Origin of the sequence: Bradyrhizobium algeriense, assembly GCF_036924595.1 — a bacterium.
In the GTDB taxonomy this organism is placed as follows: Bacteria; Pseudomonadota; Alphaproteobacteria; order Rhizobiales; family Xanthobacteraceae; genus Bradyrhizobium; species Bradyrhizobium algeriense.
Genome location: NZ_JAZHRV010000001.1, coordinates 4,448,108 through 4,470,095 on the forward strand (window position 1 = coordinate 4,448,108; position 21,988 = coordinate 4,470,095).

Genomic DNA, 21,988 nt, shown 5'->3' on the forward strand with positions numbered 1-21,988 from the left:
CGATGCTCATGATGGGTTTCGCTGCGCTCTACCCATCCTACTTATTCCCCAGCTCCCTCTTGTACGACGCGTAGCTCGGCTGATCGACGGCGAGCTTGTCCATCGTGGTTTGCCAGAGATGCTCGGCGAGCCCGGGCGTCTGTAGATCGACCTCGCCTTTTGCAATTTTTTCCGATAGCTCGCGGTTCAACTCGATCAGCGAACCGTCCGAGCCGAGCAACTGCTTCAGCCGCACGGCCTCCGCGGCGTCGCTCTCCTGCTCCAGCGCTAGTTGCCGCGTGACCAGGTCCAGCGCGTTGATGCCGACGCGGAGCTTGAAGGCGTTGTGGCCCTTGATGACGGGCGCGATCTCGTTGCGGAGGAAGTCCGCGACCGCCTTGATCAGTTCGGTGGGTGTCGGTTCGTCCTGCATCTTTACCCTCCTCTCGGAGCAAGCAATCTCAGCAAATCGATTTCCGTCTCCGACGAACGCCGCCCGATCATGGCGCGCTCCATCGAGTGATCGGGGCCGGAGCGAAAGCGCTGCATCATGCCGCAGCACATGATGCCCCAGCGCAGCGTGCCCATCACTTCCCAGAACATCACGCGATCGGGGTCGGCCTTGCGGCCGGCTTCCTCATAGCCCGCGAATAATTCTTCGCGCGAGCCAAAACCGCCGACCGGCCTGTCGATCTCGCCGAAGCGCCATGAGTTGACGCAGATCCAACCGAGATCCTCCATCGGGTCGCCGAGATGCGCCAGCTCCCAGTCCAGCACCGCGCGCACGCCGTCGGGGCCGATGATGAGGTTGCCATGGCGGAAGTCGCCATGCACCAGCGTCACCTCCTCCGACGGCCCGGGATCGCGCTCGCGCAGCCAGCGCAGCGCCAATTCGAACACCGGACGTGGCCAGCCGAAACTGCGGTATTCCCGCTCGAGGTCGGCAATCTCCTTTGTCGCGCTCATCTCGCGCAGCTTCGGCAGTTTGGATGACGGCAAGCCGTGAATGCCGGCTATGACCTTGCCTAGCTGCCGCGCCAAAATCGGCCGCGCCTTGGCGAATTGCTCATCGCGAAGAATTTTGCGCGCGATGGTCTCGCCCTCGATGCGCTGCATGATGAAGCCGGTGCCGAGTTCGTCCTCGGGCTTCAGCACATGCATCACCCGTGGCGACGGCAGGCCGGCGTCATGCGCGAGCTGCATCAAGACAGCCTCGGCATCGAGGCCGGCGGCCCGTCCCGGCGACGCGCCATAGCCCGGCGGCGCCCGGCGCAGGATGGCGCCGGTGGTTCCGCCCGCGTGCGCGATATCGAACGTCCAGGTCTCCTGACTGGCACCGCCGGAGAGTTTGGCGGCCCCAGTCACGCCGGTCGCTCCCGGATACCAGGAGGCGACGCAGCGTCCGAGTTGTTCCTCGATCATTTCCCTTTGAACTTGGCGGGACGCTTTTCCAGGAACGCGGCGACGCCTTCCTTGAAATCCTCTGCCGCGCCCGCGATGCGTTGCGATTCGAATTCGAGGTTAAGCTGATCCTCGAAGGAATTTTCCGGGCTGTCCCAATAGAGCTTTCGGATCAGCGACAGCGCGATCGTCGGCCCATTGGCGAGTTCATGCGCGAGCTTCATCGCCTCCTCCATCAAGACAGCATCGTCATGGACGCGGTTGATGAGGCCCCATTCCAGCGCCTTCTCGGCCGGCAGCCGCTCGCCCATCAAGGACAATTCGACCGAGCGCGCCTTGCCGATCATGCGCGGCAGCAGCCAGGTCGAGCCGCAATCCGGCACCAGGCCGATGCGGCGGAACGCCTGCAGGAAATAGGACGAGCGCGCGCATACGATCATGTCGCCCATCAAAGCGAAGCTCATCCCGGCGCCGGCGGCGGGACCATTGACCGCCGACACGATCGGGCAATGCAGCCGGCGCAAGCGCCGCAGGAACGGATGGAAGCCGATTTCCAGCGAGGAGCCGGCGTTGCTCTTGCCGGGCTTGTTGCGGCCCTGCAGATTGGCGCCGGTGCAGAACGCGCGCCCGGCGCCGGTCAGCACGAGGCAGCGCACCTCCTCCCGCTTGTCCTCGATCGCGTCGAGCGCCTCGCCGAGGCCGCCCAGCATGTCCATCGAGACCGCGTTCATGACCTCCTGATGGTCGAGCTTGAGAATGGCGACCGGGCCATCGAAATCGAGCGTGACGTGCTTGAACTGCATTGCTTCCTCATGACTTGTGTTTACGCGCTATTTCGCTGCGCGGAAGATCTGAAGGGGTTCTCGACCCATATTTGATTTTCCGAGCACGCTTGTCCATGCTTGCCGCAGAACATCTGCCCGCCACCGGGCGCACGACTAACTTGCTCCAAACAAAATGGGAACACCCAATGAGCATCTTCGACCTTACCGGCCGCACGGCGGTCATCACGGGCGGCAATGGCGGTATCGGCCTTGGCATCGCGCAGGCGCTGAACGCGCAAGGCTGCAACGTCTCGATCTGGGGCCGCAACGCCGACAAGAACAAAAGCGCAGCCGCAACCATGTCGGCCGGTCCCGGCAAGGTCGATACCCAGATTTGCGACGTCTCCGATCCCGCTTCCGTCAAAGCCGCGATGAAGGCCACGCTCGATACGTTCGGCCGGGTCGACGGCTGTTTTGCGAATGCCGGTATTGGCGGCGGCGGACGGCGCGCCTTCATCGACCGCACCGAGGAGGAATGGCGAAAAATGTTCGCAACCAATCTCGACGGCGTCTTCCATGTGTTTCAGGCCGCCGCCCGCCACATGACCGAACGCGCCGAGGCCGGCGACAGATTCGGCCGGCTGGTCGCCACCTCGAGCCTGGCGTCGTTGTTCGGCACCGCACGCAACGAGCATTACGCCGGCACCAAAGCGGCGCTGAACGCGCTGTGCCGCGCGCTTGCGGTCGAACTGGCGCGGCACGGCGTCACCGCGAACGCGATCCTGCCCGGCTGGATCAAGAGCGACATGACCGCCGGCATCATGGCCAACGACAAGTTTGTCGCCAACGTGCTGCCGCGGATTCCCGTGCGCCGCTTCGGCGAGCCGACGGATTTCGGCGGCATCGCGGTGTACATCATGAGCAAGGCGTCGTCGTATCATACAGCGGATTGTTTTGTGATCGACGGCGGCTATACGGCGTTCTAGCTGGAAACATACCGGCCTCATGGTTCGAGACGCGCGGCAATGCCGCGCGCCTCACCACGAGAGGCGCTTCAGCCCCACGGACCGCGCGAAGCGGAAGTCCGGCCCCACGGGCTGCGGCGCGGATAATTGCCGCGGGCGTTGACGGAAAGCGTGCCGCCGTGCGCGCCCATCTCCGCCGCGAGCTGCTGCAGCGCGGCGATGCGGTTCTCGGTCGAGGGGTGCGTCGTGAACAGATTGTCCATGCCGTGACCCGACAGCGGGTTGATGATGAACATGTGCGCGGTTGCCGGATTGCGCTCGGCTTCCGGGTTCGGCACCACATGCGCGGCATTGGCGATCTTGGACAGCGCCGACGCCAGCCACATCGGCTGGCCGCAGATGCGCGCGCCGAGATCGTCGGCGGCGTATTCGCGGGTCCGGCTGATCGCCATCTGCACCAGCATGGCGCCGAGCGGCGCCAGGATCATCATGGCGATCGAGCCGATGATGCCGGGGCCGTTGTTGTCGCGGTTGCCGCCGAAGAACATGCCGAATTGCGCCAGCATCGAGATGGCGCCGGCAATCGTCGCAGTTATGGTCATCAGCAACGTATCGTGATTCCTGATATGCGCGAGCTCGTGCGAGATCACTCCAGCGAGCTCCTCGCGGCTGACCGACTGCACCAGACCGGTGGTGACGGCGACCGCCGCGTTTTGCGGATTGCGGCCGGTGGCAAACGCGTTGGGCTGCGGCTCGTCCATCAGAAACACGCGCGGCATCGGCAGGCCGGCGCGCCCGGCCAGCTCGGCGACGAGATTGAAAAGATCAGGCGCGGTGCGCTGGTCGACCTCATGGGCGCCGTACATCGACAGCACCATGCGATCCGAATTCCAGTAGGCGAACAGATTGGTCGCAGCCGCGATCACGAGCGCGATCAGGGCACCGGTGGCGCCGCCGATCAGATAACCGACGCCCATGAAGAGGCCGGTGAGACCGGCCAACAGAATGGCAGTCTTGAAATAGCTCATTGTCGTCTCCTTGCCGCCCGCGGCCGAAGGTCGGGGCCTGGCATCCCAGAGGTAGTGATTTCCCTGGCAGCCCTTCAAGATATGCCGGGGTGCGTCGTCGCGCCGCGTTAGCGGAGGAACCAACGCGCGAGTGGGATTAACGATCCGTAATTTGGGGTCTGGCGGGACTTACCGCCGGGACGGGCGGGCCTGCTTGGACAACGCCGGCGCCGCCGTCTACATTGACTGGCAACGAGCAGCGCGCAGGACTATTTGCGGCCCGCATAAGGCGCAGGACAATGGCGTCTGTTCGTCCTGAAAAAACTGGGGAGGAATTGAAGAAATGTTTTCGCACGTGATGATCGGCACCAACGACCTGGAGAAGGCCAAGGCGTTCTATGACGCCCTGCTCGGCACGCTTGGCGTCCGGCCGGCCAAGGTCGACGGCCATCGCATTTTCTACTTCACCAAGACCGGCGTGTTCTCGGTGTCGAAACCGATCAACGGCCAGGCGGCGACGCCGGCGAACGGCGGCACCATTGGGTTTGCGGCTGAGTCTCCCGAGCAGGCCGATGCATGGCACGCCGCGGGCCTCGCCAATGGCGGCACCAGTTGCGAAAATCCGCCGGGCGTACGCGAAGGCAGCGCGGGCAAACTCTATCTCGCCTATTTGCGCGATCTCGACGGCAACAAGATTTGCGCGATGCATCGGATGGCGACGTAAATCGCAGGATGGGTGGAGCGAAGCGATACCCATCCGACGCAATCAAGGGGCCCACATCATGAATCCATGTGTCAGATCCCTGGCGGTATCAGCCGCATTGTTCGCAGCCAGCCTGCTACCGGCCTACGCAGAGCTCGACGTTATCAATCTCAAGAAGGCAATCGAGACGTCGATCGCGAGCGACTATCCAAAGCTCGACGCGCTCTACAAGGAGCTCCACGCCCATCCCGAACTTGCGTTTCAGGAAGTGAAAACCGCAGCCAGGCTCGCAGCCGAGATGCGCGCGCTCGGCTTCGAGGTCACCGAGAATGTCGGCAAGACCGGGCTGGTCGCCATCTACAAGAACGGCGACGGGCCGACCATCATGGTACGCACCGAACTCGACGGCCTGCCAATGGAAGAGAAGACCGGCCTCGATTATGCGAGCCGCGACAAGACCAGTTGGAACGGGCGCGAAGTGTTCGTCGCCCATAGCTGCGGCCATGACATCCACATGGCGAGCTGGGTTGGAACGGCGAAGACGCTGCTGGGCCTGAAAGACCAGTGGCGGGGCACGCTGATGTTCATCGCCCAGCCGGCGGAAGAAATCGTGGCGGGCGCCAAGGCGATGCTGGAGGACGGCCTGTTCACGCGATTTCCGAAGCCCGATTTCGGCTTTGCTTTGCACGCAAACGGCGCCTTCGCCTATGGCACCGTGCTCTATACCGTGGGCGCCGGCTCCTCGACTGCCGACGGCCTCTACATCAAATTCCGCGGCCGTGGAGGTCACGGCGCGGTGCCGCAGGCAACCATTGACCCCGTGATGATGGCCGCGCGCTTTGTCGTCGATGTTCAGAGTGTGGTCAGCCGCGAAAAGGATCCGACCGAATTTGGCGTTGTCAGCATCGGTACGATCCACGGCGGCACCGCAGTAAACATCATTCCCGACGATGTGGTGCTGGCAGGCACCATCCGCAGCTTCAAGCCGGAGGTGCGCGCCAAGATGCTCGCTGGTATCGAGCGGACAGCGAAGGCGGTCGCCGCCATGTCGAATGCGCCGGAGCCGGTGATCACGATCACCGAGGGCACCAAGGCCGTGATCAATGATCCCGGCGTGGTTGCCACGGCAGAAAAAGTGCTGAAAGCGGCGTTCGGCGACAAGCTCAGGCCAATACCGCCCGTCACGCCCAGCGAAGATTATTCGGAGTTCATCAACGCCGGCGTGCCCTCGATGTTCTTCAGAATCGGCGTCTACGAGCCGGAGCGCGTCGCTGCCGCCCGCGAGGGCGAAGGTCCGCAGCTGCCGGCCAACCACTCGCCCTTGTTCGCGCCGGTGCCGAAGCCGACCATCGAGACCGGGATTACCGCGATGACGCTCGCTGTTCTCAGCGCCTCGATCAGAAGGCCCGGCACAAATAATGGAGCCGGAAGGTAATTCGTCTCGCTTGCCATGAGGCGGAAAATCGCATCTCCCCAGGCTTGCTTGTACAAGCCCCTCCCCGCCGTCTACATTGCCGGCCAACGAGCCGAGTGCGCGCCCGCAAGATGAACGTTCTTGCGCAAATGGGAGGAAATAATCCATGAAACACGCCTATATCCCGCGAACGACGACCTACAACCTCAATCCGGGCGAAGAACTCAACGATCTGCGCATGTCGGACAAGGTCCGTCCGCTCTACGAGCACGTCAAGAAGTTCATCCGCGAAACCGTCGACCCGATGTCGCTCGAGTTCATCAAGCTCGGCGAGAAAAAGACCGACCGCTGGAGCTTTACGCCTGAACAGCTTGCGGTGCTGCAGAAGGCCAAGGACAAGGCCAAGGAAGAAGGCTTGTGGAACTTCTTCCTGCCCGATGACGAGACCGGCCAGGGCCTGAAGAACCTGGACTATGCCTATATCGCAGTCGAACTCGCGAAGAATCCGCTGGCCTCGGAAACCATGAACTGCTCGGCACCCGACACCGGCAACATGGAAGTGCTGGAGCGCGTCGGCACCAAGGCGCAGAAGGAGAAGTGGCTGAAGCCGCTGCTGGCCGGCGAGATCCGCTCGGCCTATGCGATGACCGAGCCGAATGTCGCCTCGTCGGATGCCAAGAACATTTCGACGACGGCAAAGCTCGTCGGCGACGAATGGGTGATCAACGGCGAGAAATACTACATCTCCGGCGCTGGCGATCCGCGCTGCAAGATCATGATCGTGATGGTGAAGACCAATCCCGATGCGCCGCCGAGCAAGCAGCAGTCGCAGATCCTGGTACCAACAGACACGCCCGGCGTCGAGATTTTGGGCCCGATGCACGTGTTCGGCCACGACCACGCGCCGCGCGGCCACATGCACCTGCGCTTCAACAATTGCCGGGTGCCGAAGGAGAACATGCTACTCGGCGAAGGCCGCGGCTTTGAAATCTCGCAGGTCCGCCTCGGACCGGGCCGCATCCATCACTGCATGCGCACGATCGGCAAGGCCGAAAAGGCGCTCGACCTGATGGTGTCGCGCGGGCTCACCCGCGAAGCCTTCGGCAAGAAGATCGCCCATCTCGGCGGCAATCTGCAGATCATTGCCCAGGCGCGCTGCGAGATCGAGGCGATGCGGTTGATGGTGCTGAAGGCTGCAAAGGCGATGGACGTGCTCGGCAACAAGGAGGCGCGGATCTGGGTCAGCATGGTCAAGGCCATGGTGCCGGAACGCACCTGCAAGATCATCGACCAGGCGATCCAGATGCACGGCGCGACTGGTATATCGCAGTGGAGCCCGCTCGGCGAAATGTACCAGGACGTCCGCCACCTACGCTTCGCGGACGGTCCGGATGAGGTGCACTGGATGGTGGTCGGAAGGCATGAATTGAGCATGCCGTAGTGACTGATCTCCCTCTCCCCGTTCTTCACGGGGAGAGGGTCGGGGTGAGGGGCTGCTTCCGCGAATACAATAAGCAGCGAGTTCGCAGAGAGTCCCCCTCACCCGCCGCGCTCAGGCGCGCAAGAGCGCTGCCGAGCGCGTCGACCTCTCCCCGCACGCAGGGCGAGGCAAGGACCTCCGCCGAAACGGGAATGCCCATGCAATACGACCCCAGCGACCTGAAACCCCGCGAGCGCTACAAGGTGCTTACATCCTTCGTGCTACCGCGGCCGATCGCGTGGGTGACGTCGATGGGACCTGCCGGCGTGGTCAACGCGGCGCCGTTCAGTTTCTTCAACGTGTTCTGTGAGGATCCACCGCTCTGCATGTTCGCCGCCAATCTGCGTCCCGACGGCCGGGTGAAGGATACCGTGATCAACATCCGGGCGACCAACGAGTTCGTGGTCAACATGACCGATGAGGCGCTGGCGCATGCGATGCACGAGAGCAGCGGCGACTTCCCGCCCGAGATCGGCGAGCCGGATTATTTGAATCTCAACCTGGCGCCATCGACGAAAATCGCCGTACCGCGGCTGGCGGATGCGCCGTTTGCGATGGAATGCAGGACCTGGAAGGAAATCGACGTCAACGGCGACCGGCTGCTGGTGATGGGCGAAGGCATTCACTTCCACATCCGCGACGAATTATGGGACCACGCCGCGATGCGCGTCCATATGGAGCGCTACCATCCGATCGGCCGCATGTTCGCGGATCGCTATTGCCGGACGGATGATAGGGTAGTGTTTCCGCCCGCCGAGGGGGCGAAGACCAGCGCCTAAGCGGACGCGGTTCGTAGGGTGGGCAAAGGCGCACTTGCGCCGTGCCCACCATCTTCATCCGTGAACGTCGTTAGATGGTGGGCACGCTGCGCTTTGCCCACCCTACGCAGTCGCGGTTAACTCGCCGCCGGCCGATGCGCGCGCAGGAAAGACCGGATCTGGCGCACCGCGAGCTGCACGCGCTCTTTCGGCTCCTTCCACGGAAATAAACTCACTTCCGCATTCGGCGCCAGCATCGCGCTTTCCATGGCGACGGCGTAAGGGTGCGCGGGGATGTCGTCGGGCAGGATCAGCACCGGCGTCTGGCAGCTCCGCACGAAATCACGCGTCACAGTGAAGACGAAATCGGGGTCGGTCCGGTACATTCGAGTCAGGAATTTTTCAGCCTGCTCCATCGTGATGTCGGGCCAGCGCTTTGTTAGCTCCGGCGCCCAGCCCTTCATGTTGTTGTCGTAGAACAGATTACGCATTTCGGGGCGCGACCCGGATGGCATCGCCAGCACGCCCGCCACGACGCGGTCCGGGGCGCGCTTGATGAGATTCCAGATCAGCGGGCCGCCGATGCAGAAGCCCAGCACCATGAATTTGTCGAAGCCCAGATGATCCATCAGCGCAAGCTGGTCGTCGGTGTGGGAATCCCAGGGACGGTCGATCTCGAGCGGGCCGGAAGACTGCCCGGGCGGCGCGTTGCGCAGGTCGTAGGCGATGCAGCGGTACTCGTCGCCGAACTCCTTGATGGCGTTGAAGGGCGGATAGTCGCCGGTGATGCCTGAGATGTTCGAGTTCAATCCGCCGCCGGCGATCAGGAGCAGCGGGAAGCCGGAGCCGGCTTCTTGGTAGTGGATGCGGACGACGCCCTTTTCGAAAAAGCTCATCGCGTTCACCCTTGCATCACGCTTTCGCCGGCTCGCCGATCTTGTCCTGCGTCTTGGTATCGAAATCGCTGGCCTCATGCCGCTCGTGCAACTGGCTCGCCGGATCGCCCGAGATGCGGTTGACCATGCGGCCGCGCTTCACCGCCGGGCGTTTTGCGATCGCGTCGGTCCAGCGCTGCACGTTCTTGTATTCGTGCACCGACAGGAATTCGCCGGCGCCGTAGACCAGGCCCTTTGCCAGCGCGCCGTACCACGGCCAGGTCGCCATGTCGGCGATCGTGTATTCGTGGCCTGCGAGATATTCGTTGTCGGCCAGACGCCGGTCGAGCACGTCGAGCTGGCGCTTCACCTCCATGGCGTAGCGATCGATGGCGTATTCGATCTTGGTCGGCGCGTAGGCGTAGAAATGGCCAAAACCGCCGCCGAGAAACGGCGCGCTGCCCATCTGCCAGAACAGCCACGACAGGCATTCCGCCCGCGCCGCGCCACCGCTCGGCAGGAACGCGCCGAACTTTTCAGCCAGATGCATCAGGATCGCGCCGGACTCGAACACCCGGATCGGTGTCGGTCCGCTGCGGTCCATCAGCGCCGGGATTTTCGAGTTCGGATTGACAGCGACAAAGCCGCTGCCGAACTGGTTGCCGTCGATCTTGATCAGCCAGGCGTCGTATTCCGCGCCGCTGTGGCCGGCCGCCAACAGCTCCTCGAACAGGACGGTGACCTTGACGCCGTTCGGCGTTGCCAGCGAATAGAGCTGGAACGGATGGCGGCCGACCGGCAGTTCGGCCTCATGCGTGGGGCCTGCGATCGGGCGATTGATGCTGGCAAAGCGGCCACCGCTCTCCTTGTTCCAGGTCCAGACTTTTGGCGGCTCGTAAGCTGTGGGATCGGTGACGGGGGCGTCGGTCATTGGTTCGGCTCCAAGCTTCTTCGGCCGTCCCGCGGTTGCACGATCTGTCGCGCAGCGGCCGGCGCAATCCATGTAAGGTTTCGTATCAGCACCGCAACCAAACAAATAGCGTACAAAAGTCAGGGGAGGAATGCACCATGCTGCGCCCTTGCCCTGATTGCACGAGGCAGGTGTACTCGGAGCAATGCTTCTGTGGCTGGCGTGGTCGAGATCGGCCATAATGGATTGGTCACCACAACGAGACCATCCAAATGCTCCCGTCACAGCGCGCTTTATTCGAGATACCGCGCCAGATCTGCTACCTGAACGCCGCCTCTTACAGCCCGCTGCCGCTTCGAACGCTGGAGGCCGGCCGTGCCGCGGTGCTCCGCAAGGGTACGCCGTGGACGCTCGAGGCCTCCTTCGCCAACCAGCAGCATGAACGCGCGCGCCTTGCTGCCGCCCGGCTGATCAATGCCGAGGCTTCGGATATCGCGCTGATTTCCTCGATCAGCTACGGCGCTGCGACCGCCGCGAAGATGCTGCCGATCGCCCGCGGCACACGCGTGATCGTGCTGGAGAACGATCATTCCTCGCCGGTGCTCGAATGGCAGACGCGGGCCGAGGCGGAAGGGTTCACCGTCGAGACGGTTCGGCAACCTGACGACGGTGACTGGACATCGGCGGTTCTCGAAAGCATCGAGCGATCCGGCGCCCCGCCGGTCAGCCTGGCCTCGATCTCCTCGGTGCACTGGTCGGACGGCGGGTTGATCGATGTCGACAAGGTCGGCGCGACGCTGCGGCAGCGGGACGCCGCCTTCCTTGTCGACGCCACGCACAGCACGGGCGTCCTCGCGACCGACGTGAAGCATCTCGACCCGGATTTTTTGGTCTTCCCGACCTACAAATGGTTGCTCGGCCCTTACGGCCGCGCCTTTCTCTATGTTGCAAAACGCCATCAAGGCGGTATCCCGCTCGAGCAGACCGCGTCCGGCCGCCGCAACGTGCGCGCCGAGAACGCAGTCTATTTCACAGATCTCAGTTACGTTCCCGACGCGCGGCGCTTTGACATGGGCGAGCGCGATCATTTCATCTCGATGGAGATGGCTTCGATCGGCATGGAAATGATGGCTGACTGGGGCACACCGGCCATTGTGCAACGTCTCACGATGCTGACGGAGCGGATCGCGGCGGGCGTGCGCGACATCGGCGTCCACGTGCCGGAGCCGCATCTGCGGGCGCCGCATGTATTGAGCCTTGCTTTCAAAGGCGGAATGCCGGCGGGCCTCGTCGAGGGACTGGCAAGCGAAGGGGTCTATGTCGCACCGCGCCTGGGACGCATGCGTGTGTCGCCGCACGTTTACAATGACGAGGCTGATGTCGACCGGTTCGTGGAAGTTTTGGGCAGGCGACTCCGGGGCTGACACGTAGGGTGGGCAAAGGCGCACTTGCGCCGTGCCCACCACCTATCCCGATCGTTAAGCCGAATGGTGGGCACGCTACGCTTTGCCCACCCTACGAGATCGCTGGATTGCTCCCCGTCATTGCGAGGAGCGTAGCGACGAAGCAATCCATTCTTTATGCCGTGAGATGTGGATTGCTTCGCTTCGCTCGCAATGACAGTTACGACACCGCCACCTTCCGCGGTTGCTCGGCCCTCTCCATCACAAACCCTTCATAGCCCTTGGCTGCGACGTCATTGCAGATCTGCCGGTAGGGCCCGACGCCGCCGATATAAGGCATGAAGATGCGCGGCTTGCCGGGGACATTGGCGCCCATGTACCAGGAATTGGCTTGCGGATAGAGCGTGGCGTGGGCGACCTCGTTGACGTGGGCGACCCATTTGTCTTCGGCGTCGACGGCCGCCTCCATGGTGTCGAGGCCACCGTCGCGCATATAGGCCATGCAGTCGGTGATCCAGTCGACATGCTGCTCGATCGAGACGATCATGTTCGACAGCACCGACGGGCTGCCGGGACCGGTGATGACGAAGAGATTGGGGAAGCCGGCGCTCATCAGGCCGAGATAGGTGCGCGGGCCCGCCGACCATTTCTGGTTCAGCGTCTGGCCGTTACGTCCTCTGATATCGATCTTCGCGACCGACCCCGTCATAGCGTCAAAACCGGTCGCCAGCACCAGCGCATCGACCTCGTAGTCCTTGGCGCCCACGCGCACGGCATTCTCCGTGATCTCTTCGATCGGGCTGGACTTGATGTCGACCAGCGTCACGTTGGGGCGGTTGAAGGTCGCGAAATAATCGGTGTCGATGCAGATGCGTTTTGACCCGATCGGATGGTTATTCGGCTGCAGCAGTTTTGCGGTCTGCGGGTCGTTCACAATCTCCGCGATCTTTTCGCGGACGAAATTCGCGGCGGTGTCGTTGGCCGCCTTGTCGAGCCCGAGATTGTTGTAGACCGACATGAAGGTGAGCCCGCCGCGGCTCCAGCGCGCCTCGTACTTCGCGCGGCGTTCGTTGTCGCCGTCGTCGAGCGCGCCGCGGTCGGGCATCTCGGTATAGATGCCGTTCTTCGCCACCTCGCGCGCAAAGCGCCTGATCTCGGGATAATTGTCGCGAAATTTTTGCCGCTCCGCTTCGCTCAGCGGCGCATTTCGCGCAGGGATCGAGAAGTTCGCGGTGCGCTGAAACACCGTGAGCTGGCTCGCCTGCTCGGCGATGACCGGCACTGACTGAATTCCTGACGATCCGGTGCCGATGACGGCGACGCGCTGGCCGGTGAAATCGACCTCTTCATGCGGCCAGTGGCCGGTGTGATAGACCTTGCCCTTGAAGCGATCGAGGCCCTTGATGTCAGGCATCCTCGCGTTCGACAGGCAGCCGGTGGCGAGAACGATGAATTTTGCGGTGACGGCCTTGCCGTCGGAGGTCGTGACCGACCACAGCGAAATCGCCTCGTCGAACACAGCGCTGTCGACGCGGGTGTTAAACTGGATGTCAGGCCGCAGGTTAAAACGGTCGGCGACGTGGTTGGCGTATTTCAAAATCTCCGGCTGCGGCGCGTAGCACTCGCTCCAGTCCCATTCCTGCTGCAGCTCTTCCGAGAATGAATAGGAATATTGCATGCTCTCGACGTCGCAGCGCGCGCCGGGATAGCGGTTCCAATACCAGGTGCCGCCGACGCCGCTGCCCTGCTCGTAGACTCGCGCCGTCATCCCCTGCCCGCGCAGCCGGTGCAGCATGTACATGCCGGCAAAACCCGCGCCGACCACGACGACGTCGTAGGCCTCGGTGGATTTGGCGGCGGCGGATGGCATGGCGGACATGAATACGGGCTCCCTGATATTCTCTTTGATTTGGCAAGCAGCATTCCTTCCGTAGCGCCAAAGCGCAAGACGCAATTCGGCTGGCTGGCCTTGCATATTTTGCGAGGTGGAATGTGCGCTCCTCGGGAGGGCCGTCCCGCTTGGCATGCATAGCCCCGATGGGCTAGCGTTCGGTCAGCACACAAACCAGCAATGAGCGGCCGGCCCGCGACCGCCACAGGGAGCAACAACCATGAAATCGCCGATCTGCGACATGCTGGGAATTGAATTTCCGCTGCTCGCCTTCAGCCATTGCCGCGACGTGGTCGCCGCCGTCAGCCGCGCCGGTGGCTTTGGCGTTCTGGGCGCCACCGCGCATTCGCCGGAGACGATCGAGCAGGAACTGAAGTGGATCGACGATCACACCGACGGCAAGCCATACGGGCTCGACGTGCTGATCCCCGAAAACATTTCGACCGCGGGGGAAAAGGACGTCACCTGGAAAAGCCTGGAGGCGCGGATCTCGCCGCAGCATCGCGACTTCACCCGCAACCTCCTGAAGAAATACGGCGTCGAGCTGACGACCACCAACGTCGCCGACAACCAGCCGCAGCCGTTCGACGCGCAACGCGCGCTTGACGTGCTCGACGTCTCTTTCCGCCACCCGATCAAGCTGATTGCGAACGCGCTCGGCGTACCGCCGAAGCAGATGATCGACATGGGCCGCACGCATGGCGTGCCGGTCGCGGCGCTCGTCGGCTCCAAGGAGCACGCGCTGCGACAGGTCGCGGCCGGTGTCGATATTCTGGTGGCGCAGGGCACCGAGGCCGGCGGCCATTGCGGCGAAGTCTCGACCATGGTGCTGGTGCCTGAGGTGATCAAGGCGATCAAGCCGATCCGCGATGTGCCGGTGCTGGCCGCCGGCGGCATCATGACCGGGCGGCAGATGGCGGCCTGTATGGCGATGGGCGCCGCGGGCGCCTGGACCGGCTCGGTGTGGCTGGCGACGGTGGAATCGGAGACGACCGAAATCTTCCGCGAGAAGATGATCGCGGCTTCCTCGCGCGACGCGGTACGCTCCAAGGGCCGCACCGGAAAGCCGGCGCGGCAATTGCGCTCGGTGTGGACCGATGCGTGGGACCGCGGTCCTGACAGCCCCGGCGCGCTGCCGATGCCGCTGCAAAGCATCATCAGCCGCGACGCCTTCAACTCGATCGACCGCGCCGCGGCGGCAGGGAACGCGCAGGCGCGCGACCTCGTGACGTATTTTGTCGGCCAGGGCGTCGGCCTGATCGACAGCGTGAAATCAGCCGGCGCCGTGGTGCAGGAATTCAAGGAGGATTTTGCCGATGCGGTGGAGCATATGAATATGCTGATGGAGGAGTGATTGCGAAAATCTCGTAGGGTGGGCAAAGCGAAGCGTGCCCACCATTTCCGAGCAAGGCGTTAAATGGTGGGCACGGCGCTGGCGCGCCTTTGCCCACCCTACGAGTCTGAATTTCCAGAAAGTGAAGCAAGAAAAGATGCCAATCACCTCCCTCCCCGAAGACCGCATTCCGGTCATCGTCGGCGTCGGCGAGATCGTCGACCGGCCCAAGGACATCGCCGCCGGCCTCGAGCCGCTGGCGCTACTCCAGGAGGCGGTGCGGCGCGCGGAAGCGGACAGCGGGGCAAAACTGCTCGGCGAACTCGGGTCGCTCGACGTCGTCAATTTCCTGAGCTGGCGCTACCGCGATCCCGAAAAGCAGCTTGCGGCGCGGCTCGGCGCCAATCCGGCGCATTGCTATTATGGCCCGGTCGGCGGCGAGAGCCCGATCCGCTACATCCACGAAGCGGCCAAGCGCATCGCGCGCGGTGAGTGCAGCGTGGCCGTGGTCTGCGGCGCGGAAGCGCAATCCACCGCGACCAAGGCCGAGCGCGGCGGCATCGCGCTGCCCTGGACGCCGTTCGCCCATGACGTCGAGGAGCCGAAGCGCGGCGCGGCGTTCCAGAAGGCGATGGCGGTGAAGCTCGGCGTGTTCCGGCCGATCACGGTCTATCCGCTGTATGAATCCGCAACCTCGGCGCATTGGGGCCAGACCCCGCGCGAGGCGCTCGCCGAATCCGGCGCGCTGTGGTCGACCTATGCGCGCGTCGCTTCCGAGAATGAAAATTCATGGCTGAAGAAGCGCTTTACACCTGACGAGATCACCACACCGACGCCGGAAAACCGCCTGATCGCCTGGCCCTATACCAAGCTGATGGTGGCCAATCCGACCGTGAACATGGGCGGCGCGGTGCTGCTGACGTCGCTGGCGAAAGCGCGCGCGGCCGCCGTACCCGAAGACCGCCTGGTCTATCCGATCGGCGGCGCGTCGGCGGAAGAGCCGCGCGATTACCTCGTGCGCGACCAGTTCTTCGAGAGCCACCCGCAGAACGCGGTGCTGAAGGCCGTGATGGACCTCGTCGAGGGCGACGGCAAAAAATTCGACGCCATCGAGTTGTATAGCTGCTTCCCCTGCGTGCCCAAGATGGCGCGGCGGACGCTCGGCCTTGGCCCCGACGTGCAGCCGACGGTGACCGGCGGACTCACCTTTTTCGGCGCCCCGCTCAACACCTATATGACACATGCGGCCGTCGCGATGGTGCGAAGCTTGCGTGAGCGCGGCAAGCTCGGCCTGCTCTATGGCCAGGGCGGATTCGTTACCAAGCATCACGGGCTGGTGCTGTCGCGCGAAGCGCCGAAGCAAGCCCTCCAGCAGGACACCAGCGTACAGGCCGAGGCCGATCGCAACCGCCGCAAGGTGCCGGACTTCGTCACCGAAGCTTCAGGCAAGGGCAAGGTCGAAAGCTTCACCGTCATCTACAAAGGCAAGGGCGAAGTCGAGCACGGCGTGGTGATGCTGCGCACGGAAACTGATCAACGGGCGCTGGCCCGCATTCCCGCGAATGATACGGCGACGCTGAAGCATTTGCTGAACATGGATCGGACGCCGGTGGGATCGGTCGGCGATATCGTTACGGCAGACGATGGTGTGCTGGAGTGGCGGGCAGGGTAAGAACCTTGCTCCGTCATGGCCGGGACATAGGCGAGCGGAAGCGACGCCGTCCTTTGGACGGCTATGCCCGGCCATGACGAACGAGTCAAGCCGCCCGCACGGAATCCAGGAACTTGCCGACTTCGAGCTTGAGGCGGTTGGAGTCTGACGACAGCGACTGCGCCGCGGAGAGCACCTGCGCGGACGCGGAGCCGGTCTCGCTGGCGCCGCGCTGCACGTCGGTGATGTTGGAGGAGACCTGCTGGGTGCCCAGAGCGGCCTGCTGCACGTTGCGGGAGATTTCCTGCGTCGCCGCGCCCTGCTCCTCCACCGCCGCCGCTATCGTCGATGCGATCTCCGACAGCCTTTCGATGGTCCCGCTGATTGCCTGGATCGCGTTCACCGACTCCTGGGTCGCGCCCTGGATGCTGGTAATCTGCTGGCCGATCTCGCCGGTGGCCTTTGCGGTTTGTTCGGCGAGCGCCTTCACTTCGGAGGCTACGACGGCAAAACCGCGGCCGGCCTCACCGGCGCGCGCGGCCTCGATGGTGGCATTGAGCGCCAGGAGATTGGTCTGGCCGGCGATGGTGTTGATGAGTTCGACAACGTCGCCGATGCGGGCGGCCGCCTTCGACAATTCGCTGACGCGGTCATTGGTGTGACGGGCCTGGTCCACGGCCTCGCCGGCCATCCGCGCCGATTCCTGGACCTGGCGGCTGATCTCGTTAACCGAGGAGGACAGCTCCTCCGTCGCCGATGCCACCGACTGCACGTTGGTGGATGCTTCTTCCGAAGCCGCGGCCACCATGGTCGTCACTTGCTGCGCGCGCTCGGCGGTCGACGTCAGCGTGCCGGCGGACGCCTCGAGCTCGGTAGACGCCGACGACACGGTTTCGACGATCTCGCCGACCGCGGTCTCAAAGGAATCCGCCAGCCTGACCATATCGGCCCTGCGCTGCTGCGCCGCGATCTGGTCCTGCCTCATCTTGGCTTCGGCCTCGTCGCGCGCCTTCTGTTCCGAGACGACCTTGAACTTCTCGACGGCGCCGGCGACCGCGCCGAGTTCGTCCTTGCGGCCGAGGCCCGGCAGCACGACGGCGAAATTGCCGCCGGCGAGCTCGTCCATCGACACGCTCAGCGCGCGCATCGGACGGGCGATGGTGAAGAAGGAGAACACGGAAGTGCCGATCAAGAGGAGGATCGTGCAGAGACCGACTGCCATGGACTCCCGTTCGGCGGCGGCCATTTCCCGAGTGGCCCGGGCCGCTTCCTGATCCACACCCTGCTTGGCCGACTCGGCGATCTGGTCGGCGAGAGATTCCAGTTCGGCCGCAATCGGCAGCGTCACTTCGCGGGCAATCCGGATCGCTTCTTCATTCAGTTTGGTCGTCCGCGTAGCGGCGTCGGACCCGCGCGCCGCAGCTACGGCTTCACCGCGAACCGATGCGATCTGTTGGGCTGCTTTCGCATAGTCTGCTGCCCTGGCCTTGAGCCTCTCGGTGCGTGCGCGGGTTTCTCCGGGGCCAGACAATTGCAGCATCTCGTCGGCAAAACGGTTCACCGATTTGAGCCGCGCCGCCAGATAATCATTGGCCTTCTGCAGATCTGCCGCACTGTTTGCGAGACGGAGATCACGGACGCCGGTCTGCATGCCGCGAATCGACGCCTTCGCGTCCACCGCATCTCGCGCGATCGTCTGCTGCGCCGACTTGCGCACATCCGCGTCGCGCGTCGCCGCGTTGGCCCGCATCTGGCTGACCACCATCACGACGACGAGCAGGACACCGAGGCCCGAGGCGATGCCGAGCTTGACACCGATCGACAGATTCAGAATGAGACGAGACATGGGTAGCGTCCTTGAAAAAAGCGTCAGCGAAATCGCAGCGATGCCGGTTTTTCCCGCACGGCGGGATCACGGTTGAAAAAGCGCCGGGCCGGATAATCGGACGAGCCGGTTCGTTGCGGACGAAGGGCTCCTGCGGCGGCTTGGCCACAGAGCGGCACTCATGCGCACCAGCGTTCCACACGATGGTTAACCGACATCTAAGGCAGCACGGTCGAAGAATTGGTAGAATTACGGAACGGCGGCGCACAACGCCGGCATCAAGACGGTTCACCCGTCTGCTTCCGCGCCGCCGATAACGTCTGCTGCGGCGTTTCGCCAAACAACTCGCGATAGAGTGCTGTGAACTCACCCATGTGCCAGAAGCCGTTCACGAGTGCGACCGCCTTGATCGATTGCGGTGACGCACTCCGCAGCAATTGCTGACGCACGCTCCACAGCCGCCGCAGCCGCATATAACGATGCATGCTCATGCCGCGAATCGCAACCACGGCGTTATGCAGCGTCCGGACCGAGACCCCAAGCTGTCGGGCCACGTCGGCGCTGTAGAGCGTCTTGCCGGCGTTGACGGCGACGAACTCGTCGAATTTCCGGACCAGTGCCAAATAGTGGCTCAGGCTCAGGCGCTTGGCTTCGGACGAAGGCGTCGCCGCAGCCATCGCCAGATCGGCCGCCTGCAATATCGATTCCTCGATGTTCTCGATCACACCAGGCTGAACCAGGGTATCGGGCGAATGCGATGCGAGCATGAGGACGTCGCGCAAGGTTACCCGAAGCGCATCGAATTTGGCAGGTTCCGTTGTGATCAACTGTGCGCGGTCGAGTTCACCCGGCCAGCCGCGATCGTCGACGGAATCGAAATTCACGAGGGCGACCAGATTGGCCTGCTGCTCGACGATTTCACATCGCGCGCTGCCCTTGACCAGCAGCAATGCCGGCGCGCGGCCCTCCACGCCGTTCAGGGTCAGCGAAGCCGCATCGTCCATCAGCAGACCGATAATCGCCCCGGTCGTGGAATACTGGATCTGAAGGATTCGCGGAAATGTCCGCTGCAGATAGATCGTGCAGGTCTTCAGTCGCAGCGAGGCGAACGATGCGGCGAAGTTCCGGTAATCGAGCGGAATGCTGTTTGCCTCGCCCAATCCTTCGATGCTCCGGAAATGATCGAAATCCGGAGACCGGCTGATCTTCACGAAGTCAGACTCAACTAGTTCATCAAGCAACGACACGCGGCGGTCATCCGAGCCGTCGGTAGCGATCGTCGCAACAACGAAAAAAGCGCTAGCCGGTATTGAGAGGGATCGAGTGCGCAACTTGACCATGGCGAATGGGCGCCTCGACGCGCCCTACCGCCGGATGAAGCGTCTTGAGTCCTGGCGCGTCTTCATTGACGCAGAACACTTGGCATCGGATCTTCTGGCATCAGACCTTCACGATGCCTTTGTGTATTACCAGTTTTTCCCGATTTCGGAAATCCGTTCGCCACATTCGGCATCAGTTTCGCCCAGGGCGATTGGTCGACCCATGCCGCAATCGCAATTTTGCGATCTAGGGATGTCTACCGCTCCTCGTGCAGCCGAAGAGCTCCGCTTGCGACGGCTCACGCTTCTGATTCGCGTTGTCAGCGATCGCAAAGCCGGCATGAGACGCCGGCTTCGGACTGAATAGTCAGCGCGATCAGGCCGCCCGCACCGAGTCGAGGAACCTGCCGACCTCGAGCTTGAGGCGGTTGCTGTCGCCCGACAGCGATTGCGCCGCCGCAAGCACCTGCGAGGATGCCGATCCGGTTTCGCTGGCGCCGCGCTGCACGTCGCCAATATTGGAGGATACCTGCTGGGTACCCGCCGCCGCCTGTTGCACGTTGCGGGAGATTTCCTGCGTCGCGGCGCCCTGCTCTTCCACGGCGGCTGCGATGGTCGACGAAATCTCCGACAGTTTTTCAATCGTGCCGCTGATGGCCTGGATCGCGTTCACGGACTCCTGGGTCGCGGCCTGGATGCTTGATATCTGTTGTCCGATCTCGCCGGTGGCTTTCGCGGTCTGTTCCGCAAGCGCCTTCACTTCCGAGGCCACGACGGCAAAACCGCGGCCGGCCTCGCCGGCGCGCGCCGCCTCGATGGTGGCGTTGAGCGCGAGCAGGTTGGTCTGGCCCGCGATGGTATTGATCAGTTCGACGACATCGCCGATGCGGGTTGCCGCCTTCGACAGTTCGCTGACGCGGTCGTTGGTGACGCGCGCCTGATCGACGGCGTCATTGGCCATCCGCGCCGATTCCTGCACCTGGCGGCTGATCTCGGTGACGGACGAGGCCATCTCCTCGGTGGCGGAGGCCACCGATTGCACGTTGGTGGAAGCTTCCTCGGAGGCCGCAGCGACTGCGCTCGTGAGTTCCTGCGCGCGCTCCGCGGTCGCGGTCAGCGTGCCCGCGGATACTTCGAGCTGGCTCGATGCCGACGAAACGGTCTCGACGATCCGACCGACCGCAGTCTCGAAATCGTCGGCCATCTTGTTCATGTCTGCCTTGCGGCTCCCGACGGCGCGGGTCTCGGCCGCGCGTTGCTCGGCCTCCAGCGACTGACGCGCGACGGCATTGCTCTTGAAGATCTCGACTGCCTTGGCCATCTCGCCGACCTCGTCGCCGCGTCCGACGCCGGGCACCTCGACGGCAAGGTTGCCGCCAGCGAGATCGTTCATTGCGACCGTCATCCGTTGCAGCGGACCGGTGACGCTACGCGCCACGAAGATCGACACCACGAGCACAAACAGCAGGATCACGCCGGCAACGATCAGGGACCGCTGGGTCGAAGCCCAGGCCTGCGCCTTCAGGTCGTCGATGTAGACGCCGGTGCCGACGAGCCAGTTCCACGGCGCGAAGCCGACCACGTAGGACAATTTCGGCTGCGGCTTGTCGAAGCCCGGCTTGGGCCACTCATAGGGAACGAAGCCTGAGCCGCTCTTTTTGACCGTATCGACGAAATCGACGAACAACAGCTTGCCGTTCGGATCCTTGTAGGCCGACAGGTCGTTGCCGTTCATTTCCGGCTTGATCGGATGCATCACCATCTTCGGATGCATGTCGTTGATCCAGAAATAGTCGTTGTTGCCGTAGCGGAGCGCGGCGATCCGCGCCATCGCGCGCTTCTGGGCGTCGGCGTCCGAAACGCCGCCCTTCTGCGCCACGGCATGCTCTTCCTTGATGATGCCGAGCGCGAGGTCGCCGAGGTGCCGCAGCTCGATCTGTTTCTGCTGGTCGAGGCTCGATGCCAGTTCGCGCGATTCGAGAAAGGTCACGCCCAGGAGCCCGATGAAGCTGAGGCAGATGAGCGCATAGATCTTTCGGCCAACCGTCATCCTGGCCCGACGTATCATTCCAAACATGTCTGATCTCCACGCGACGACGGGGTCGTCCGCCCTTCTGCACGGAATCGTATAGGTCAGGCGCTCTATTCCCGTTAATTTCTACTCAGTAGATATACTGAGTTTCCATTAACTGTTGCCTCAGGCCGGCGCCAAGAAGTTTGGCGGTGATTCAGGGGGAGGATGCGAACTGACGACGTAGGAGCCGGCTTTGCCACGGGTTCCGAACATCAAAAACCCGCCCCCAGGGGCGG

18 protein-coding genes are annotated in these 21,988 nt (G+C 63.3%); 8 read left to right on the plus strand and 10 right to left on the minus strand.

Annotated features, from left to right (window positions below; translation table 11 throughout):
* Positions 1 to 37 precede the first annotated feature (37 nt).
* Genes V1286_RS21605 through V1286_RS21615 form a run of 3 tightly spaced genes read right to left on the minus strand, consistent with a single transcriptional unit; the run spans position 38 to position 2,183 of the window.
* Complete coding sequence (locus V1286_RS21605) at positions 38 to 412, minus strand: DUF6285 domain-containing protein (protein ID WP_334482394.1); 375 nt, start codon at positions 410 to 412, stop codon at positions 38 to 40.
* A gap of 2 nt (positions 413 to 414) precedes the next feature.
* Positions 415 to 1,401: a phosphotransferase family protein gene (locus tag V1286_RS21610; RefSeq protein ID WP_334482396.1), complete on the minus strand. Its 987-nt coding sequence runs from the start codon at positions 1,399 to 1,401 to the stop codon at positions 415 to 417.
* Complete coding sequence (locus V1286_RS21615) at positions 1,398 to 2,183, minus strand: enoyl-CoA hydratase/isomerase (RefSeq protein WP_334482398.1); 786 nt, start codon at positions 2,181 to 2,183, stop codon at positions 1,398 to 1,400. The genes V1286_RS21610 and V1286_RS21615 overlap by 4 nt, the downstream gene beginning before the upstream one ends.
* Before the next feature lie 167 nt (positions 2,184 to 2,350).
* Here V1286_RS21615 and V1286_RS21620 point away from each other — a divergent pair, with 167 nt between their 5' ends.
* A complete protein-coding gene (locus V1286_RS21620; protein ID WP_334482400.1) occupies positions 2,351 to 3,130 on the plus strand; it encodes an SDR family NAD(P)-dependent oxidoreductase in 780 nt (259 codons plus the stop codon).
* Between the two features lie 68 nt (positions 3,131 to 3,198).
* On the opposite strand, the gene htpX is transcribed toward V1286_RS21620, so the two are convergent.
* Positions 3,199 to 4,137, minus strand: coding sequence for a zinc metalloprotease HtpX (gene htpX, locus V1286_RS21625; protein ID WP_334482402.1), 939 nt, complete (start codon positions 4,135 to 4,137; stop codon positions 3,199 to 3,201).
* Positions 4,138 to 4,459: 322 nt separating this feature from the next.
* Between htpX and V1286_RS21630 the strand changes: the two genes are divergently transcribed.
* The 4 genes from V1286_RS21630 to V1286_RS21645 all read left to right on the plus strand — a co-directional run bounded on the left by V1286_RS21630 (position 4,460) and on the right by V1286_RS21645 (position 8,492).
* Positions 4,460 to 4,840, plus strand: coding sequence for a VOC family protein (locus V1286_RS21630; protein ID WP_334482403.1), 381 nt, complete (start codon positions 4,460 to 4,462; stop codon positions 4,838 to 4,840).
* Between the two features lie 58 nt (positions 4,841 to 4,898).
* Positions 4,899 to 6,254: an amidohydrolase gene (locus V1286_RS21635; RefSeq protein WP_334482404.1), complete on the plus strand. Its 1,356-nt coding sequence runs from the start codon at positions 4,899 to 4,901 to the stop codon at positions 6,252 to 6,254.
* A gap of 145 nt (positions 6,255 to 6,399) precedes the next feature.
* Positions 6,400 to 7,674, plus strand: coding sequence for an acyl-CoA dehydrogenase family protein (locus tag V1286_RS21640; protein WP_334482406.1), 1,275 nt, complete (start codon positions 6,400 to 6,402; stop codon positions 7,672 to 7,674).
* Between the two features lie 197 nt (positions 7,675 to 7,871).
* Positions 7,872 to 8,492, plus strand: coding sequence for a flavin reductase family protein (locus tag V1286_RS21645; protein WP_334482407.1), 621 nt, complete (start codon positions 7,872 to 7,874; stop codon positions 8,490 to 8,492).
* Positions 8,493 to 8,608: 116 nt separating this feature from the next.
* Here the strand turns inward: V1286_RS21645 and V1286_RS21650 are convergent, their stop codons facing one another.
* Complete coding sequence (locus tag V1286_RS21650) at positions 8,609 to 9,367, minus strand: alpha/beta fold hydrolase (RefSeq protein WP_334482409.1); 759 nt, start codon at positions 9,365 to 9,367, stop codon at positions 8,609 to 8,611.
* 16 nt (positions 9,368 to 9,383) lie between these two features.
* On the minus strand, positions 9,384 to 10,277 hold the full coding sequence (gene yghU, locus V1286_RS21655; RefSeq protein ID WP_334482410.1) for a glutathione-dependent disulfide-bond oxidoreductase: 894 nt from the start codon (positions 10,275 to 10,277) through the stop codon (positions 9,384 to 9,386).
* Positions 10,278 to 10,528: 251 nt separating this feature from the next.
* On the opposite strand from yghU, the gene V1286_RS21660 reads away from it, so the two are divergent.
* Positions 10,529 to 11,680 (plus strand): aminotransferase class V-fold PLP-dependent enzyme, encoded by a 1,152-nt coding sequence (locus V1286_RS21660; RefSeq protein ID WP_334482412.1) that lies wholly within the window; start codon positions 10,529 to 10,531, stop codon positions 11,678 to 11,680.
* A 199-nt stretch (positions 11,681 to 11,879) separates the two neighbouring features.
* Here V1286_RS21660 and V1286_RS21665 read toward each other — a convergent pair whose 3' ends face one another.
* The gene (locus V1286_RS21665; protein WP_334482414.1) at positions 11,880 to 13,538 is read right to left on the minus strand and encodes a flavin-containing monooxygenase; all 1,659 of its coding nucleotides are present in this window, start codon (positions 13,536 to 13,538) and stop codon (positions 11,880 to 11,882) included.
* A 232-nt stretch (positions 13,539 to 13,770) separates the two neighbouring features.
* Between V1286_RS21665 and V1286_RS21670 the strand changes: the two genes are divergently transcribed.
* The gene (locus V1286_RS21670) at positions 13,771 to 14,904 is read left to right on the plus strand and encodes a nitronate monooxygenase (protein WP_334482415.1); all 1,134 of its coding nucleotides are present in this window, start codon (positions 13,771 to 13,773) and stop codon (positions 14,902 to 14,904) included.
* 136 nt (positions 14,905 to 15,040) lie between these two features.
* Positions 15,041 to 16,555: an acetyl-CoA acetyltransferase gene (locus V1286_RS21675; protein WP_334482416.1), complete on the plus strand. Its 1,515-nt coding sequence runs from the start codon at positions 15,041 to 15,043 to the stop codon at positions 16,553 to 16,555.
* An 85-nt stretch (positions 16,556 to 16,640) separates the two neighbouring features.
* Here V1286_RS21675 and V1286_RS21680 read toward each other — a convergent pair whose 3' ends face one another.
* The 3 genes from V1286_RS21680 to V1286_RS21690 form a co-directional block, all read right to left on the minus strand.
* A complete protein-coding gene (locus V1286_RS21680; protein ID WP_334482417.1) occupies positions 16,641 to 18,380 on the minus strand; it encodes a methyl-accepting chemotaxis protein in 1,740 nt (579 codons plus the stop codon).
* Positions 18,381 to 18,637: 257 nt separating this feature from the next.
* Positions 18,638 to 19,606, minus strand: coding sequence for a helix-turn-helix domain-containing protein (locus V1286_RS21685; protein ID WP_334482418.1), 969 nt, complete (start codon positions 19,604 to 19,606; stop codon positions 18,638 to 18,640).
* A 448-nt stretch (positions 19,607 to 20,054) separates the two neighbouring features.
* Entirely contained in the window at positions 20,055 to 21,755 is a 1,701-nt protein-coding gene (locus V1286_RS21690) for a methyl-accepting chemotaxis protein (protein WP_334482420.1), read from the minus strand.
* Between the last annotated feature and the right edge of the window lie 233 nt (positions 21,756 to 21,988).

Excerpts from the sequence above, each read along its gene's own strand:
- V1286_RS21605 (WP_334482394.1), bottom strand. The coding sequence starts at position 412 with ATGCAGGACGAACCGACACCCACCGAACTGATCAAGGCGGTCGCGGAC.
- V1286_RS21610 (WP_334482396.1), bottom strand. The coding sequence starts at position 1,401 with ATGATCGAGGAACAACTCGGACGCTGCGTCGCCTCCTGGTATCCGGGA.
- V1286_RS21615 (WP_334482398.1), bottom strand. The coding sequence starts at position 2,183 with ATGCAGTTCAAGCACGTCACGCTCGATTTCGATGGCCCGGTCGCCATT.
- V1286_RS21620 (WP_334482400.1), top strand. The coding sequence starts at position 2,351 with ATGAGCATCTTCGACCTTACCGGCCGCACGGCGGTCATCACGGGCGGC.
- htpX (WP_334482402.1), bottom strand. The coding sequence starts at position 4,137 with ATGAGCTATTTCAAGACTGCCATTCTGTTGGCCGGTCTCACCGGCCTC.
- V1286_RS21630 (WP_334482403.1), top strand. The coding sequence starts at position 4,460 with ATGTTTTCGCACGTGATGATCGGCACCAACGACCTGGAGAAGGCCAAG.
- V1286_RS21635 (WP_334482404.1), top strand. The coding sequence starts at position 4,899 with ATGAATCCATGTGTCAGATCCCTGGCGGTATCAGCCGCATTGTTCGCA.
- V1286_RS21640 (WP_334482406.1), top strand. The coding sequence starts at position 6,400 with ATGAAACACGCCTATATCCCGCGAACGACGACCTACAACCTCAATCCG.
- V1286_RS21645 (WP_334482407.1), top strand. The coding sequence starts at position 7,872 with ATGCAATACGACCCCAGCGACCTGAAACCCCGCGAGCGCTACAAGGTG.
- V1286_RS21650 (WP_334482409.1), bottom strand. The coding sequence starts at position 9,367 with ATGAGCTTTTTCGAAAAGGGCGTCGTCCGCATCCACTACCAAGAAGCC.
- yghU (WP_334482410.1), bottom strand. The coding sequence starts at position 10,277 with ATGACCGACGCCCCCGTCACCGATCCCACAGCTTACGAGCCGCCAAAA.
- V1286_RS21660 (WP_334482412.1), top strand. The coding sequence starts at position 10,529 with ATGCTCCCGTCACAGCGCGCTTTATTCGAGATACCGCGCCAGATCTGC.
- V1286_RS21665 (WP_334482414.1), bottom strand. The coding sequence starts at position 13,538 with ATGTCCGCCATGCCATCCGCCGCCGCCAAATCCACCGAGGCCTACGAC.
- V1286_RS21670 (WP_334482415.1), top strand. The coding sequence starts at position 13,771 with ATGAAATCGCCGATCTGCGACATGCTGGGAATTGAATTTCCGCTGCTC.
- V1286_RS21675 (WP_334482416.1), top strand. The coding sequence starts at position 15,041 with ATGCCAATCACCTCCCTCCCCGAAGACCGCATTCCGGTCATCGTCGGC.
- V1286_RS21680 (WP_334482417.1), bottom strand. The coding sequence starts at position 18,380 with ATGTCTCGTCTCATTCTGAATCTGTCGATCGGTGTCAAGCTCGGCATC.
- V1286_RS21690 (WP_334482420.1), bottom strand. The coding sequence starts at position 21,755 with ATGTTTGGAATGATACGTCGGGCCAGGATGACGGTTGGCCGAAAGATC.